This is a genomic window from Burkholderiales bacterium (assembly GCA_035518095.1).
Lineage (GTDB): Bacteria > Pseudomonadota > Gammaproteobacteria > Burkholderiales > JAHFRG01 > JAHFRG01.
In genome coordinates, this window is the sequence record DATIXX010000071.1 from 1 (window position 1) to 16,209 (window position 16,209).

At 54.0% G+C, this 16,209-nt stretch carries 10 protein-coding genes; all 10 read right to left on the reverse strand.

Annotated elements, in window-relative coordinates; all coding sequences use genetic code 11:
- Window positions 1-73 precede the first annotated feature (73 nt).
- Window positions 74-2,251: a primosomal protein N' gene (locus VLV32_11170; protein HUL42446.1), complete on the reverse strand. Its 2,178-nt coding sequence runs from the start codon at window positions 2,249-2,251 to the stop codon at window positions 74-76.
- Window positions 2,252-2,596: 345 nt separating this feature from the next.
- Window positions 2,597-3,658: a uroporphyrinogen decarboxylase gene (gene hemE / locus VLV32_11175; GenBank protein HUL42447.1), complete on the reverse strand. Its 1,062-nt coding sequence runs from the start codon at window positions 3,656-3,658 to the stop codon at window positions 2,597-2,599.
- 70 nt (window positions 3,659-3,728) lie between these two features.
- Window positions 3,729-5,150 (reverse strand): glutamate synthase subunit beta, encoded by a 1,422-nt coding sequence (locus VLV32_11180; protein ID HUL42448.1) that lies wholly within the window; start codon window positions 5,148-5,150, stop codon window positions 3,729-3,731.
- Complete coding sequence (locus tag VLV32_11185; protein HUL42449.1) at window positions 5,143-9,828, reverse strand: glutamate synthase-related protein; 4,686 nt, start codon at window positions 9,826-9,828, stop codon at window positions 5,143-5,145. Before VLV32_11185 ends, VLV32_11180 begins: the two co-directional genes overlap by 8 nt.
- Before the next feature lie 210 nt (window positions 9,829-10,038).
- Complete coding sequence (locus VLV32_11190) at window positions 10,039-11,166, reverse strand: deoxyguanosinetriphosphate triphosphohydrolase (GenBank protein HUL42450.1); 1,128 nt, start codon at window positions 11,164-11,166, stop codon at window positions 10,039-10,041.
- The gene (gene aroB, locus VLV32_11195) at window positions 11,159-12,247 is read right to left on the reverse strand and encodes a 3-dehydroquinate synthase (protein ID HUL42451.1); all 1,089 of its coding nucleotides are present in this window, start codon (window positions 12,245-12,247) and stop codon (window positions 11,159-11,161) included. The genes VLV32_11190 and aroB overlap by 8 nt, the downstream gene beginning before the upstream one ends.
- A gap of 34 nt (window positions 12,248-12,281) precedes the next feature.
- Window positions 12,282-12,842, reverse strand: a complete 561-nt coding sequence (locus VLV32_11200) for a shikimate kinase (GenBank protein HUL42452.1) — start codon at window positions 12,840-12,842, stop codon at window positions 12,282-12,284.
- A 96-nt stretch (window positions 12,843-12,938) separates the two neighbouring features.
- Window positions 12,939-15,068 (reverse strand): type IV pilus secretin PilQ, encoded by a 2,130-nt coding sequence (locus tag VLV32_11205; GenBank protein ID HUL42453.1) that lies wholly within the window; start codon window positions 15,066-15,068, stop codon window positions 12,939-12,941.
- Window positions 15,065-15,589 (reverse strand): pilus assembly protein PilP, encoded by a 525-nt coding sequence (locus VLV32_11210; protein ID HUL42454.1) that lies wholly within the window; start codon window positions 15,587-15,589, stop codon window positions 15,065-15,067. Before VLV32_11210 ends, VLV32_11205 begins: the two co-directional genes overlap by 4 nt.
- Window positions 15,586-16,209 carry a type 4a pilus biogenesis protein PilO gene (locus VLV32_11215; protein ID HUL42455.1) on the reverse strand — a complete coding sequence of 208 codons (624 nt, stop codon included), beginning with the start codon at window positions 16,207-16,209 and terminating at the stop codon, window positions 15,586-15,588. Before VLV32_11215 ends, VLV32_11210 begins: the two co-directional genes overlap by 4 nt.

Below are 16,209 nucleotides of genomic sequence, written 5' to 3' on the forward strand. Positions count from 1 at the left end.
CTCCTAAGCTTCGTTACCATGGCTGCGCACGTGGTTCTCGTAGTTGCCGCCGTGGTCAAGCTGGCGTATCCAGCTAAAACTCCAGCGGGTCCACATCCAAAGCCCAACGCACTTTTTTGCCCGCCGTTTCCGCGAGCTTGGGATACCAATCATTCAAAAACGCCTGGAGTTTTTTGCGCGAATTGCTTTGCACCAGCAGTTGCCCGCGCTCGCGACCTGCAAGCCGTGGCATATACGCAGGTACCGGATCGTAAACGGTCACTTCATGGTTAATGCGTGAAACCAGCTTTGCCGCCTCAGCAAGGTAGTTCATTACGGTGCTGAAACGCGTCGCTTCCGCGCGCAGCAGTGCCTGGTGCACAAAAGGCGGTAAACCGGCGTGTCTGCGTTCAGCAAGCAGGTTTTTGGCAAAAGCACTGTAATCATGCTTACCCAGCGCGTCGAACAAAGGATGATCGGGAAACTGCGTTTGAATCAGCACTTCGCCGGGGATTCCTGCACGCCCCGCCCGCCCTCCCACCTGCATGAGTTGCGCGAAAAGCCGTTCGGAAGCGCGGAAGTCGGTGCTGTATAAAGAACTGTCGGCGTTCAGGATGCCGACCAGGGAAAGTTTGGGAAAATCGTGGCCTTTGGACAGAATTTGCGTTCCCACCAAAATATCTGTGCGCCCTTCCTTTATGTTTTTTAGCATTTCGGGCCACATTGCCTTGCGTCGCGTGGAATCGCGGTCAATGCGCAAAATGCGCGCGCTCGGAAACAATTCCGACAATGCACTTTCCACCCGCTGCGTGCCCTGCCCCAACGGAGTTAGGTCGACGTTGCCGCAATTCGGGCAAGCGGAAGGCACGCGTTCTTCATGCCCGCAGTGGTGGCAGCGCAGCTTTTTTTCGCGCAAATGCAATACCAGGCGGCTCGAGCAGCGCGAGCAGCCGGAAATCCAAGCGCACGCGCTGCACATTAGCACCGGAGCATAGCCCCTGCGGTTGATGAAAATGAGACTTTGTTCGCGCCGTTGCAGTCTTTCCCTGAGCGCTTCAATTAAAGTTTCGGACAAGCCTTCGTTGAGCTTGCTGCGGCGAATGTCAATACATCGCAGGGACGGTAGCGCGGCATTCTCCACCGCGCGCTGGGTAAGAATCGCCATTTTGTAACGGCCCGACAACGCGTGCTGATAACTTTCGAGAGAAGGCGTGGCCGAACCCAAAATTACCGGCACGTTGGCCTGCTTTGCACTATAGATCGCGACATCGCGCGCAGAATAACGCAATCCTTCTTGTTGCTTGAACGAGGCGTCGTGCTCTTCATCGACGATTATTAGTCCGAGCCTGGGAATCGGCGTGAAAACGGCAAGCCGCGTGCCAAGAATTATTTGCGCTTCGCCCGATTGCGCAAGTAGCCAGTTCTCCAGACGCTCGCTCTCGTTCAACCCGCTGTGCAAACACGCCACGCGATATTGAGGGAACCGGATTCTTAGCAGCGCTTCAAGCTGTGGTGAAAGGTTGATTTCCGGCACCAGAAGCAAGGCTTGCTTACCTTGTTCCAGCACCTGCGAGATCAGGCTTATATAAACTTCGGTTTTTCCGCTGCCCGTAACGCCATAAAGCAGCCAACATGCGAATTCGCCCATGCCGATTGGGCGTAAAACATGCGCTTGTTCCACATTGAGCTCCGGAGCAGATGCTGCCGACGCCACGTTAATGGCGGCAGTACGCCGAGTCTCCTGCACCCAGCCCAATGCCACGAGTTCATTCAAAGCTTTTTTTGCGCTTGGAGAGATTTCCCGCAATTCATCTAGCGCGAGAACACCTGCAGTCTTGAGTCGTGCCAGCAGTTTGCGTCGCAACACCTGATTTGCCGGAAGAGTGGAAAGATCAAGCTTGCGCCCGATTTCCGTAAGTTCGAACCAACAATTGGCTTTTCGATTTACCGGTTTATTGCGACGCAACCGAGGTGGCAGCGCGCCAATGATCGCTTGTCCCAAGGGATGGTGGTAATAATCGCTGCAAAATTTCAAGAGATCGAGCGTCCGTTGTGAGATTGGAAGAATGTCCTGAAATAGATGGGAGACCGACTTGATGCGTTGCGCGGGGATGGTGGATTGATTGGCGATTTCCATTACCACGCCTACTTGTTGTTTTTTTCCGAACGGAACCAGCACGCGCTTGCCGATATCGTGGCGGGTCAAGCCCGGCGCAGCGTAATCGAACAGACATGCGACGGGCACATCGAGTGCGACGCGTGCAATAACCATGAAAAAATTAAAAAGCTGGCACGAGGGTTGAGCCCGAATTCATAAGGCAAATTTTATCGTGCCGGAATCAGGTGTTTAGGCTTAAATTTTTTTATTCACAATTTCGGTGGATAACTTTGTGAATAAATATTTGACAACCCTTGCGACGCCCCTTGAAATGTGAAATATCGTGTTCTGCTCAAAATTTAAGCGGCACAAACAGCTTGCAATTCATAATGTTGGAAAATTTGCAGCCATTCATTCCAAGTAAAACAGTTGGGCGTAGCTTGGGCAAAGCCGGTGTGCATAACTTAAACGAGCGAAAGTGGTGACTAACTTCGGACAAAAGCCTTTCGAAATCTTGTTTCAATGGTAGTTACGGCTCAAGTCGTGCACCGCATCTACCATCACCCCGACATGTTCGGGAGGCGTAATTTGCATTACACCGTGTCCAAGATTGAAAACATGCCCGTCGCCCGCGCCGAAGCTCCGCAGTACTTTGTCCACTTCCTTGATGATAACCTCGGGCGACGCGAGTAACACTGCAGGATCGAGATTGCCTTGCAATGCAACTTTATGGGCCACGCGTTTGCGGGCCTCGCCAATGTCAGTGCGCCAATCCAGACCGATGGCATCGCAACCGGTGGCGGCGATGCTTTCCAAATAGTCTCCGCCGCCTTTGGTGTAAACAATGTTGGGCACTCTGGTTCCCGCATGTTGGCGCATAAGTCTGCTCAATATCTGCTCGATGTAGTGCAGCGAGAACTCTTGATAGGCGGAGCTTGAAAGAATTCCGCCCCAAGTATCGAAAATCATCACGACACTCGCCCCCGATTCGATTTGTGCATTGAGATAAGAGATTACCGCGCGGGCGTTGATTGCCAGTACCTGGTGCACCAGATCTGGTCGCCGGTAAAGCATGCTCTTAACCTGTATAAAGTCGGTGCTCGCCGCGCCTTCTATCATGTAGCAGGCGAGCGTAAATGGACTGCCCGAGAAGCCGATTAGCGGCACCTCATAGTCCAGTGCTTTATTGATTTGGCTTACTGCGTCCATGACGTAGCGCAGCTGCGAGCCTGGATCCGGCACCCGCAGTTTTTTTATTTCGCGCTCGTCGCGCAGCGGTTTAGCGAATTTCGGTCCCTGGTTATCCGGAAAATGAAGTCCAAGTCCCATCGCATCAGGTATGGTGAGAATATCTGAAAACAGGATTGCAGCATCCAATTTAAAGCGCGTAAGAGGTTGTAAAGTAACTTCGGTGGCCAGATCAGGATTTTTGCACAGGGTCATAAAGTCCCCTGCGCGATGGCGGATCTGATTATATTCGGGCAGGTAGCGCCCCGCTTGCCGCATGATCCACACCGGTGTGTAAGGCGTGGGCCGGCGCAGCAGCGCGCGCAGCACCGTGTCGTTCTTCAATTTGGACATCGTGAGATTAAAACTGTAAGGGCAATAACAGTTCTGGAAAATTCCTCAATGTCCAGCATTAGCCTTTGGGTCAACGGGGTAGGTCTGAAGAGCCCATCAGAAATTCGTCCGCAGCACGCGCTGCCTGACGGCCTTCGCGAATCGCCCATACCACCAGCGATTGGCCGCGGCGCATATCGCCTGCAGAAAATACATTGGGAATCGAGGTCTGGTAACGGTTGGTATCCGCTTTGACATTGCCGCGGGCATCGAACCCGACGCCCAGTTCGTTAAGCATGCCTTCGTGAACCGGATGCAGATAGCCCATTGCAAGCAGCACAAGGTCAGCCCGGATTTCGAATTCCGTGCCGGGCATTTCCTGCATCTTGCCATCCTTCCATTCCAGCCGCACGGCATGTAAGGTGGTGACATGTCCGTCTTTCCCCGAGAAACGCCGCGTAGCGATGCTGAAGTCTCGATAGCAGCCTTCTTCGTGCGATGAAGATGTGCGTAATTTCATCGGCCAGTCAGGCCAGGTCAGCGGCTTGTTTTCCTCGATCGGAGGCTGGGGCAGGAGTTCGAAATTGGTCACGGCGATCGCTCCCTGTCGTATAGAGGTGCCGATACAGTCGGAACCGGTATCGCCTCCGCCGATTACCACGACGTGCTTGCCTTCGGCAGTAAGCTGGTTCGAAACTTTATCACCGGCATTTACCTTGTTCTGCTGAGGCAGGAATTCCATGGCGAAGTGAATCCCGTGCAATTCCCTCCCCGGCACCGGCAGGTCGCGCGGATGTTCTGAACCGCCCGTCAATACTACGGCGTCAAATTCATCGAGCAACTTGTTTGCAGGAATATTAACCCCTACGTGCTGATTGACACGGAATTCCACGCCCTCGACGCGCATTTGCTCCATACGCCGGTCTATATGGTGTTTTTCCATCTTGAAATCCGGGATGCCATAGCGCAAAAGCCCCCCGATACGGTCGTTCTTTTCGAACAGCACAACATCATGGCCGGCGCGCGCCAGTTGCTGTGAGCAGGCCATTCCGGCAGGCCCGGATCCGACCACTGCAATCCGTTTACCTGTTTTGTGCGCTGGAATCTGCGGCACCACCCAACCCATCTCCCAGCCTTTGTCGATTATCGTGTGCTCGATAGACTTGATGGTGACCGGATCATCGTTAATGTTTAGTGTGCACGCTGCCTCGCAGGGCGCGGGGCAAATGCGTCCGGTGAATTCCGGGAAATTATTGGTCGAATGCAAAACTTCGAGCGCTTCGCGCCAGTTCTGGCGGTAAACCAAATCATTCCAGTCCGGAATAATATTGTTGATGGGACAGCCGGTCTGGCAAAAGGGAATGCCGCAGTCCATGCAGCGCGCGCCTTGCTTTGCCATCTCGGCATCGGGCAGCGGCAGATAGAACTCGCGGAAACTGCGCACCCGCTCCTCCACCGGGAGGGCGGGCAGATCGTGCCGCGCGATCTCCATGAACCCAGTGACTTTACCCATGCTGCGCGATTTCAACCTTGGGTTGTGCTTGCTCCTGGGCTGCGGCCATTTCCTTCAGGGCGCGCCGATATTCGGTCGGCATTACCTTGACGAACTTGGGCAGATATTTCTCCCAATGTTCGAGGATCTTTTTGGCACGCTGGCTGCCGGTATAATGGAGATGCTTTTGAATCAAAACGCGAAGCAGCCGCTCGTCCGACTGCCCGAGTTGCTTTACGTTGACTCGGCCATGGCTCTCCGGATCTCCGCCGCCGAGTTGTTCCATGGCCTGCGCTTCCTCGGGCACGGCCTCCAGTTCGACCATCGCCAAATTGCAACGACGCTCGAAGTCACCTTCTTCGTCTAGAACGTACGCGACGCCGCCGCTCATGCCGGCGGCAAAGTTGCGACCCGTGTAACCGAGTATCACCACGGTGCCACCGGTCATGTATTCGCACCCGTGGTCGCCTACCCCTTCCACCACCGCAACTGCACCGGAATTGCGCACCGCAAAGCGCTCGCCTGCGACACCGCGGAAATAGCATTCGCCGGCAATCGCGCCATACAGCACGACGTTGCCCACAATAATGTTATTCTCCGGGACGATAGGGCAGTCCGCTGGAGGATAAATGACTATGCGTCCTCCCGACAGCCCTTTTCCAACGTAATCATTGCCTTCACCTACAAGTTCCAGGGTTACGCCGTGGGCGAGGAACGCGCCGAAGCTCTGGCCGGCCGTGCCTTTAAACTTGACGTAAATCGTATCGTCGGGCAGTCCTTCATAGCCGAAACGTTTGGCGACTTCTCCCGACAGCATTGCGCCCACCACCCGGTTGGTATTGCGGATAGGACTCTCGATTGCGACCGGCTGCCGATACTCGAGCGCCGGCTTGGCTTCAGCAATGAGCTTGTGGTCGAGAGCTTTTTCCAGGCCATGGTTTTGTCGCTCGCAATGGTATCTCGCGACGTCAGCAGGCATGTCAGGGCGGTGGAAAATTTTCGTGAAGTTCAATCCCCGGGCTTTCCAGTGGTCCACGGCTTTCTTCGTATCCAGCATGTCGGAACGCCCGATCATCTCATTGAACGTGCGAAACCCCATCGTCGCCATGTATTCGCGTACCTCCTCGGCGACGAAGAAAAAATAATTCACCACATGCTCCGGCTGGCCGGTGAATTTCTTACGCAGCTCTGGGTCCTGAGTGGCTACGCCCACTGGGCAGGTATTAAGATGACACTTGCGCATCATGATGCAGCCCTCTACAACCAGGGGTGCCGTGGAAAATCCGAATTCATCAGCTCCGAGTAAAGCGCCAACGACGACATCGCGCCCGGTCTTCATTTGGCCGTCGGCCTGCACCGTGATGCGACCGCGCAGGCGGTTGAGCACGAGCGTTTGCTGTGTCTCCGCCAGCCCCAGCTCCCACGGCGTTCCTGCGTGCTTGATCGAGCTCCATGGGGAAGCTCCGGTACCGCCGTCGTGGCCGGCAATGGTGACATAATCGGATTTGGCTTTGCACACGCCCGCGGCAACTGTCCCCACCCCGACCTCGGATACCAATTTGACGCTTACGCTGGCGTCGGGATTAACGTTTTTCAGATCGTGAATGAGTTGCGCAATATCCTCGATCGAATAGATGTCATGATGCGGCGGTGGTGAGATCAATGCTACACCCGGTACCGTGTGGCGCACTTGAGCAATGTAAGCGCTTACTTTGTGGCCTGGGAGTTGCCCCCCTTCGCCGGGTTTCGCGCCCTGGGCAATCTTGATCTGCAGTTGATCCGCATTCACCAGGTACTCAGTAGTGACGCCGAACCGGCCGGAAGCAACTTGTTTAATTGCCGAGCGCAAAGAATCACCCGCTTTTACCGGAATATCCACCAGCACGCCCTGGACATAATCGGCGAGCATTCCATCAGCTTCGATTTTCCTGTAGCGCTGCGGATCTTCGCCGCCTTCGCCGGTGTTGGATTTGCCTTTGATGCGGTTCATCGCGATCGCCAGCGTGGTATGCGCCTCCTGCGAGATCGAACCCAGCGACATGGCGCCCGTAGAGAAGCGTTTGACGATTTCTTTGGCCGGTTCAACTTCGTCAATGGAAATCGGGCTGGCGGATTCTTTGATCTCGAACAAGCCGCGCAGCGTCATGAGGTGCTTGCTTTGCTCATTGATGAGCTTGGCGTAGTCCTTGTAGGTTTTAAAATTATTAGCGCGGGCCGAATGTTGAAGCTTTGCTATGGATTCGGGCGTCCACATGTGCTCTTCGCCGCGTACCCGATAGGCATATTCGCCACCCGGATCAAGCGCATTGCGGTACAAAGGATGATCGCTAAATGCCAGCCTATGCATGCGCACCGCTTCTTCAGCTACTTCGAGAATTCCAATACCCTCCACCTGGCTGGCGGTACCGGTGAAATATTTTTGCACGAACTCGGTGTTCAGCCCTACCGCCTCGAAAATCTGTGCGCCGCAATAGGACTGGTAGGTCGAGATGCCCATCTTGGACATCACCTTGAGTAATCCCTTGTTAATTGCCTTGACATAGCGCTTCACCGCATCCTTGTACTTTAGGTCCTTGGGTGCGAAGTCACCGAGATGTGCGAGCGTTTCGTACGCGAGATAAGGATAAATCGCTTCAGCGCCGTAACCCGCAAGCAGAGCATAATGGTGCACTTCGCGCACCGAGCCCGTTTCAACCACTAAGCCGGTACTGGTGCGCAGCCCTTTTCCAACTAAATGGTGATGTACCGCCGAAGTCGCGAGCAACGCCGGAATGGCGATGAAATTGGGTGCAATGTCCCGGTCGCTCAATACCAAGATGTTGCAGCCTTCGCGCACCGCGTTTTCGGCTTTGTGACACAACGTATCGAGCGCGCTCTCCATCCCGGCTGCGCCTTGAGCAAGCGGATAACAAATCGAGAGAGCGCAAGAACGAAATGCGCCAGCAGTTAATTCAGCGATGCGCAAGATCCTGCCCATATCCTCGCCCGCGAGCACCGGCTGTTTGGCCTCAAGCCGCGCCGGTGGTGCGGCAAGTTCAATTCCTAGAAGATTAGGACGAGGGCCAATGAAGGATACCAGTGACATAACCGATTCTTCGCGGATCGAGTCTATCGGCGGGTTGGTCACCTGCGCGAACATCTGCTTAAAATAATGGTAGAGCGGTTTTGGCCGGTCAGACAGCACCGCAAGCGGTGAATCATTGCCCATTGAGCCCACGGCTTCCTCACCCGCTGCCGCCATGGGTGCGAGAATGAATTTCAAATCTTCCTGGGTGTAGCTAAACGCCTGCTGGCGGTCCAGCAGATCAACCCTGGACTCAATGTTGTATTCCTGACTGGGCAGTTCTTCCAGCGCGACCTTGGACTGATTGATCCACGTCCGATAAGGCTTGGCAGCCGATAATTGCGCCTTGAGCTCGACGTCGTCAATGATGCGCCCCGCCTCGAGATCAATTAGAAACATCTTGCCAGGCTGGAGCCGCCATTTCTTGACGATTCTATGCTGCGGTACGTCAAGCACACCCATTTCCGATGCCATGACCACGATGTCGTCGTCGGTAATGAGGTAGCGCGCGGGGCGTAAACCATTACGGTCGAGTGTAGCGCCAATTTGCCTGCCGTCAGTGAACGCCACCGCCGCCGGACCGTCCCAAGGCTCCATCAGCGCCGCATGATATTCATAGAATGCGCGGCGGCTCTCATCCATTAACGGGTTGCCCGCCCACGCTTCAGGAATAAGCAGCATCATGGCATGGGCAAGTGGGTAACCGCCCGCAACCAGAAGCTCCAGGGCGTTGTCAAAACAGGCGGTGTCCGATTGGCCTTCGACAATCAGCGGCCACAGTTTCTCGAGATCAGCGCCAAGCAAATGCGAGCGCATTGCCTGCCGCCGCGCTGCCATCCAATTAATGTTCCCACGCAACGTGTTGATTTCCCCGTTGTGCGCAATCATGCGGAACGGGTGCGCCAGCTCCCAGGTGGGAAACGTATTGGTTGAGAAGCGCTGGTGCACCAAGGCGAGTGCAGAATCCATGCGTTCATCCTGCAGGTCCCGATAATAGGTCCCCACCTGGTGCGCCAGCAGCATACCTTTGTACACTAAAGTGCGGCTCGACAACGAAGGAACGTAGAACATTTTTCCATCGGCGAGATTGAGTGCTCGCACCGCATGTTCGATGCGCTTGCGTATCACAAATAATTTGCGCTCGAAACAGTTCTGGTCGGAGCAAGAGGCGCCGCGGCCCACGAATATCTGCCGGATTACTGGCTCCTGTCGCTTGGCATCTTCGCTGATGCACTCATTATTGGTGGATACGTCGCGCCAGCCGAGTACAGACTGGCCTTCATCGGCAACCATTTGCTCGATCACCCGCTCACAGGCGGCGCGGCTTGCGCGGACCCGCGGCAGGAAAACCATTCCCACTCCGTAAGCTCCCGACTCCGGCAGCAAAAATCCGGCCCTTTTGCATTCCGACCTCAGGAAAGTATCGGGAATTTGAATCAAAATACCTGCGCCGTCGCCTAGCAGCGGATCCCAGCCGGTCGCGCCGCGGTGCGTGAGGTTATTGAGGATCTGAAGGCCCTGCTCGATGATACTGTGGCTTTTCTTACCCTTGATATGAGCAATGAAGCCCACCCCGCACGCATCGTGCTCCCGGGCGGGGTCATACAAACCCTGTTTTGGGGGCGCTTGACTCACTGTTTACTCTCGTGAATATGCAATCAGGACGACCAGCGGAGCAAAAACTTCGAGCAAGTATCCTGTGCTCTGGTAGAACCGAAAAATTACACTGAAAGCGTTTAAGTCTACATCTTTCAATAGCCTACTTCAACTCGCATGCGGAGGCGCCGGTATAGCAGCGTTAGAATCGCGACATCGGATGCGAGCAACCCACAAACAATAAATAGCTTACGACCATAATTCTTCGACTGCGAACAGTCGCCGGTGCTCGCGTATAGCGTAGCGGTCGGTCATTCCAGCAATGTAATCGGAAATTGTTCTTGCCTTGTCGCCGCCGGCTTTTTCCTGAAATTGCGGGGGCAACAATTTAACATCCTCAATGAACGCGTGATACAGGTCGAAAATGATGCGTCTTGCCTTACTGCTCATGCGCGCTACTCGATAGTGTTGGTACAGCTGCAGGCGCAGGAACTGTTTCAGTTCTTGTTGTTCTTCGCTGATACTCGCGCTGAAAGCGATCAGCGGCTTTGCCATGCGCGCCTCATCGGGGTTTTTCGGTGAGATCTGCCGAATATTTTTCAAGCTCTGCCCAGTAACATCAGATACGAGCGTATTGATCATATGTCGTACGGTCTCATGGATTAAGCGCCGCTCCGGTATCGCCGGGTACTGTTTCCGTACCGCATGCAAATGGCGCCTGAAGATGTCGACCTCCAGAAGCTGCTCCAGACTGATTAGACCCGAACGCAAGCCGTCATCGACGTCGTGGTTGTTGTAGGCGATCTCATCGGCCAAGTTACACAACTGCGCTTCCAAAGAAGGTTGCCGCTTGCGCAGAAAGCGTTCACCCAGCTCCCCTAAGGCCTTGGCGTTTTTTCGCGAGCAGTGCTTGAGTATGCCCTCGCGCGTCTCATAGCACAAATTCAGCCCGTCGAATGCTGCGTAGCGTTCCTCGAGCAGATCAACCACGCGCAATGATTGCAAGTTGTGCTCGAAGCCGCCACAGTCTTTCATGCATGAATTAAGAGCATCCTGGCCTGCATGGCCGAAAGGAGTGTGGCCAAGATCATGTGCGAGCGCGATTGCTTCCACAAGATCCTCATTAAGGCGCAATCCGCGAGCGATCGATCGCGCAATTTGCGCCACTTCCAGACTGTGGGTGAGGCGCGTGCGGAACAGATCACCTTCATGGTTGACGAACACTTGGGTTTTGTATTCGAGGCGACGAAATGCTGTGGAATGGATGATTCGGTCTCGGTCGCGCTGGAATTCACTGCGACCTTGAGGCGCTGCCTCCGGGTAGCGCCTGCCGCGGGAATGTTCAGGGCGGGTAGCGTAGACCGCCAATTCAGGCATTTTCAGGGATTGCGTTAAGGGTAGCCGTAACAACGTCTTTGGGCACGTCCGCGGTTAGGAATGCTGCGCCGATTTTCTTTAGGAGTACAAATCGCAACTTCCCGCTTTCGACCTTTTTATCCAGTGCCATTAATTGCAAGTAGCGCTCCGCACCAAGGTTAGGTGCGGAAACGGGAAGCCTTGCCCTGCGATAAAGATCGGTTATGCGCCGCACCTCGCTTTCCCGGATTAAGCCCATGCGCAGCGACAGGTGCGCGGCAAGCAAAGTTCCAGCAGCCACCGCCTCTCCATGCAGCCAGGTTCCATATCCTTTACCGGTTTCAATTGCATGTCCGAATGTATGTCCTAGATTTAAAATCGCACGCATTCCGGTCTCGCGCTCGTCGGCCGCCACAACTGCGGCTTTGTTCTCGCAACATCGCTTAATCACGTACGCAAGCGCTTCGCTATCGTGCTTGAGGAGTTTTTCCATGTTGCTTTCCAGCCACTCAAAGAATATCCCGTCTCGGATAAGCCCGTATTTAATGACCTCGGCAAGCCCCGCGCAGAACTCGCGTTCCGGAAGAGTATTCAGTGTAGCGGTGTCCGCCAACACTAATTTCGGCTGGTAGAAAGCGCCTATAAGATTCTTGGCTTGCGGATGATTTATGGCGGTTTTCCCGCCGATGGAAGAATCGACTTGGGCGAGCAGTGTGGTCGGAATCTGGATGAATGGGACTCCGCGCATGTAAACCGCAGCCGCGAAGCCGGCTAAATCACCAATGACCCCCCCGCCCATGGCGATTACCGCCGTTTTGCGTTCACAATGGTGCGAAAGCAGCGCGTCGAAAATCAGGTTCAACGTTTCCCAGTTCTTATATTTTTCGCCGTCTGGCAGCACTATCGGAACTACTTCCACCCGCTGCTCGCCGAGTACGGCTGTTAACGGGTTCAAATAAAGGCGCGCCACCGTAGAATTGGTAACAACTGCGGCTTTTTTTTGCACCAGGGCAGGTAGCAGCAATTCCGAACGATTTAACAGCCCGTCACCGATATATATCGGGTAGCTGCGTTCCCCCAAATCAACACTTAAAATCAGCATCGACATGCTTCAGATCGTGCGTTTCGCGCACCTTTTAAAATTGAACCAATCTTTTCTCAATTTCCCGGGCCAGCACACGCACGCTCTGTTTGCTCGTGTCAATTACAAGGTGCGCCACTTCTCGATATAACGGATCGCGCTCTTTATACAATTGCGTGAGCCTGGCGAGGGGGTCTGCGGTTTGCAAAAGCGGACGATTTTTGTCGTAGCGCGTTCGTTGCAGCAAATCGGCTGCGACGGCGCGCAAATAAATAACCGTGCCGCTTTTGGCGAGAATATCACGGTTTGTTTTGCTCAATACGATGCCGCCACCGGTAGCCAGCACTATATTATTGCGCTTTGCCAGCTCCCGTAAAATGGCTTGCTCGCGGGCGCGGAACCCCGCCTCACCCTCGATCTCGAAAATTAGCGGGATATTGACACCGGTGCGGCGCTCGATTTCGTGATCGGTGTCAAAGAAGGATTTGTTGAAGTGCTTGGCGAGCAGCTTTCCCACGGTAGTTTTCCCGGCGCCCATTAAGCCCACCAGGAATATGTTGCCGGAATTAGAGCTGGGTGCGCCGCCTTTGGGATGATCTGGGCCACCGCTTTCCATGAGCGGGAATTGTAACGGAATTCTGGCGCGCGACGAAGTGCCGGGTAAACGGAAGCTGCAGCACAGGGACCCGTCAGGGCTCGCGTGTCGGGTGGCCTAGCGTACTGTCAGGACATCCTTGAGGATTCGAGGCGTAATGAATATCAACAGTTCCGATCGGTTATCCTGAGTGCTGGTGTTTTTGAATAGCACGCCCAGGACGGGGATATCGCCTAAAAGGGGAACCTTATTTATCGTGGTTTGCAGGTTTTGAATGTAAATTCCACCGATCACGACGGTGCCGCCGTTTTCAACCAGCGCTTGCGTTTGAATGGCTTGAGTATTAATGGCTGGCCCGGCTGTCGTAGACTGCCCGACTGAGTCATTGTGGATATCAAGACCCATGATCACATTATCATCCGGTGTGATCTGCGGTTTGACTTTTAGACTGAGCGTGGCGTTCTGGAAGGCGACGCTGGTTGCGCCACTCGAGGTTGCCTGCTGGTAGGGGATTTGGGTTCCCTGCGAGATCGTAGCCTCCACCTGGTCCGCAGTTACCACTTTCGGGCTGGAAAGGATTTTCCCCTTTGCGTCAGCTTCAAGCGCGCTTATCTCAAGGTTGAGAAAGCGAGTAGCGGCGTTGTTAAAAAGAATCAGCGAAAGTGCGCCGGGTTGAGCGCCCGCTATGCCGGCTGCCGGCAGGTTAATATTTAGCGATTGCGGAATGGCTATGGCGGTTGAGTTGGGTTCCCCGATCCCTGCTGCATTCGTGCCTAAATCGCCGCCTGCTGAGGTTCGCGCATTGCCCGGAATGGCTAAACTTCCCGTGGTGCCGCCAAACTTGACTCCGAGATTCTTGCTAAAGTTATCCGTTGCGTTGACAATCCGTGCTTCAATCAGCACTTGTCGTACTGCCACGTCAATCTTTTTTATGAGCGCGCGCACTTCCTCGAGCTTGGCCGAAGTATCCTGCACAAAAAGCGTGTTGGTGCGGGCATCACCCACCACGCTTCCCCGCTTCGACAAGATTCTCTGTTGAGGATTAGTCAACAACTTTTCCATTGCATCGGTTTTTTGATAGTTCAGTTGAAAACTCTCGGTATGAAGCGGTTCAAGTTCGGAGATCTGCTGCCTAGATTCGAGCAAAAGTTTCTCCCGTGTCGCCAGTTCATCGCGCGGCGCTATCCATACCACGTTGCCCGTTTTGCGCATATCCAGCCCCTTGGCTTGCAAGATGATGTCCAATGCTTGGTCCCAAGGCACATCTTTCAGGCGCAACGTCAAGTTGCCGGTAACGGTATCGCTGGTAACGATGTTAAGGCCGGTGAAATCAGCGATGACTTGCAGCACTGCGCGTACTTCCACATTCTGAAAGTTCAGCGACAGCTTCTCGCCAGTGTAACCGGGTTGCACCAGCTCGTTCGGTTGTTCCACGACCGGCTTCAATTCCAAGGTAAATCGGTTATCCGTCTGGTATGCCGATTGTTGCCACAGCCCGCTCGGCTGCACCACCACGTGTACGTTATTGCCTTCGCCGTAAGCGTCTATCATCTGAACTGGGGTTGCAAAATCAACGACATCGAGACGCCGCTGCAAGTTACTAGGAAGCGAGGTCTGGATCAGGTCGATCACAATATTTTTCCCCTGGCGCCGCAAGTCAATTCCGGTAGAACTATCCGAGAGGTCGATTATTACGCGGCCCTCGCCATTGGGTCCCCGGCGGAAGTCGATATCAAGTACGCTGTGCTTGGTTGCGCTGGGTTTGGCTTCTGCAAAACGCGTCGTAACTGAAGTGGCACCCGCGCCGGCCTCCACCGGTTGGAGTGTAACAACCAGATCTTTTCCATCAATTTTCGTATCGTAACCAAAGGGTTGTGTCAAATTCATCACCAGCCGGGTGCGCCCGCCTGCCTGCACAACGTTGATGCTTCGCAAACCGGATTTTTCGAACTCCTGGGTACTTTTGCCAAGCGCGTTTGCGGTATTCGGAAAGTCAAAAGCGATTCTGGGCGGGTTATTAACGGTAAACCCGGCGGGAGGATTGGCGAGCGCCTGATCTAAGGTAATCCTGACTGATACTGCGCCACCTTGCAAGCCGGTAACATTTATTGCTTCGATGCTATTTTGCGCCGCGCTCTCGCCACCGCTTGCGGCAGGCGCAGGGTCAGCAGCATAGCTGGAACAATACAGCATGGCTCCTAATGCAAGGCAGGACCACCGGTTAAACAGAACCACTGATTTAATCATTTTTTGCCCCCTTGATCATCCAACAACTGCAAGCTGCTATCCCGTTCAGTCCAGTCGCCTGTGCTATCCTGGACCAGTTCCTTGAGTTTCAAGGATGATTCAGTTACCGCCGTGACAAGTCCAAAATTTTGACCCATGTAATTGCCGGTTGTGACGCGGAAGAGATTATTATCCGGAGACTTGATCAACGCATAGATGACCTTGCCTCGCTCCAGAGTTCCGACCATCCTCAGATTTTCGAGAGGATATGCTTCTAGCGCTTCCTTGCGCCGGTTCAAATCCGGCTGCAACTTGCTACCTCCTGCGCCTTTAATGGGCTCGATTTTTCGCGGCTTGAAAGGATCCGGCAGATCGAACGCGCTATAAATAAAAGGCTCGTACGGCTTGACTTCAGGCAACGGTTCGACCCTTGCCCTCGGTCCTTTTTCTGATTCCTTGACGAAGTCCTTGAGATCCTGGAATTGCTCGCTGCACGCCGTTAGCAGTAATCCCAGCAATAAAATAAAAACACCGCGCTTCATTTTTTCTTGCCTTTAGCTGCTCTTTTTTGCTCAGCCATCTCGTTTTCGTCGAGATAGCGATAGGTTTTAACAATTCCGTCCATTGATAATGCGCCGTCTTTAACCGGATTGATGTTGATATCACTCAACGTTACGATGCGTGGCATTCTTGCAATATCGCTTGCGAACGCCCCGAGCTCATGATAATTGCCGGTTATCCGTATATGAATCGGCAATTCGGCGTAAAACTCTTCAACTTTTTCGTGGGGGTCCGGCCTGAACAGTTCAAATTGCAGGCCGCGGCCAAGACCGGCTTGATTAATATCGGTTAGCAGCGCGTCCATTTCCGATTTATTGGGCAATTGCTTGAGCAAAGTTCCGAACGAGTCTTGAATTTCCGCGAGCTGCTTTTTATAAATTTCAAGATTAATTGCTTGCCTCTTTTTGTCGAGAAAAGTCTGACGCAGTTGCTCCTCCTTATTCTGGCTTTTTTCAAGATCAGCAAGCTGGCCTTGCCAGTCAAACCAGTAGCCTGCGAATACGATGCACAAGAGACCGACCAACAATAGCCCTAATCGCGGCGCGATCGGCCAGTTGCCTATGTTATTGGGGTCTAGGGATTTTAAGTCGTCTAAAGTCAT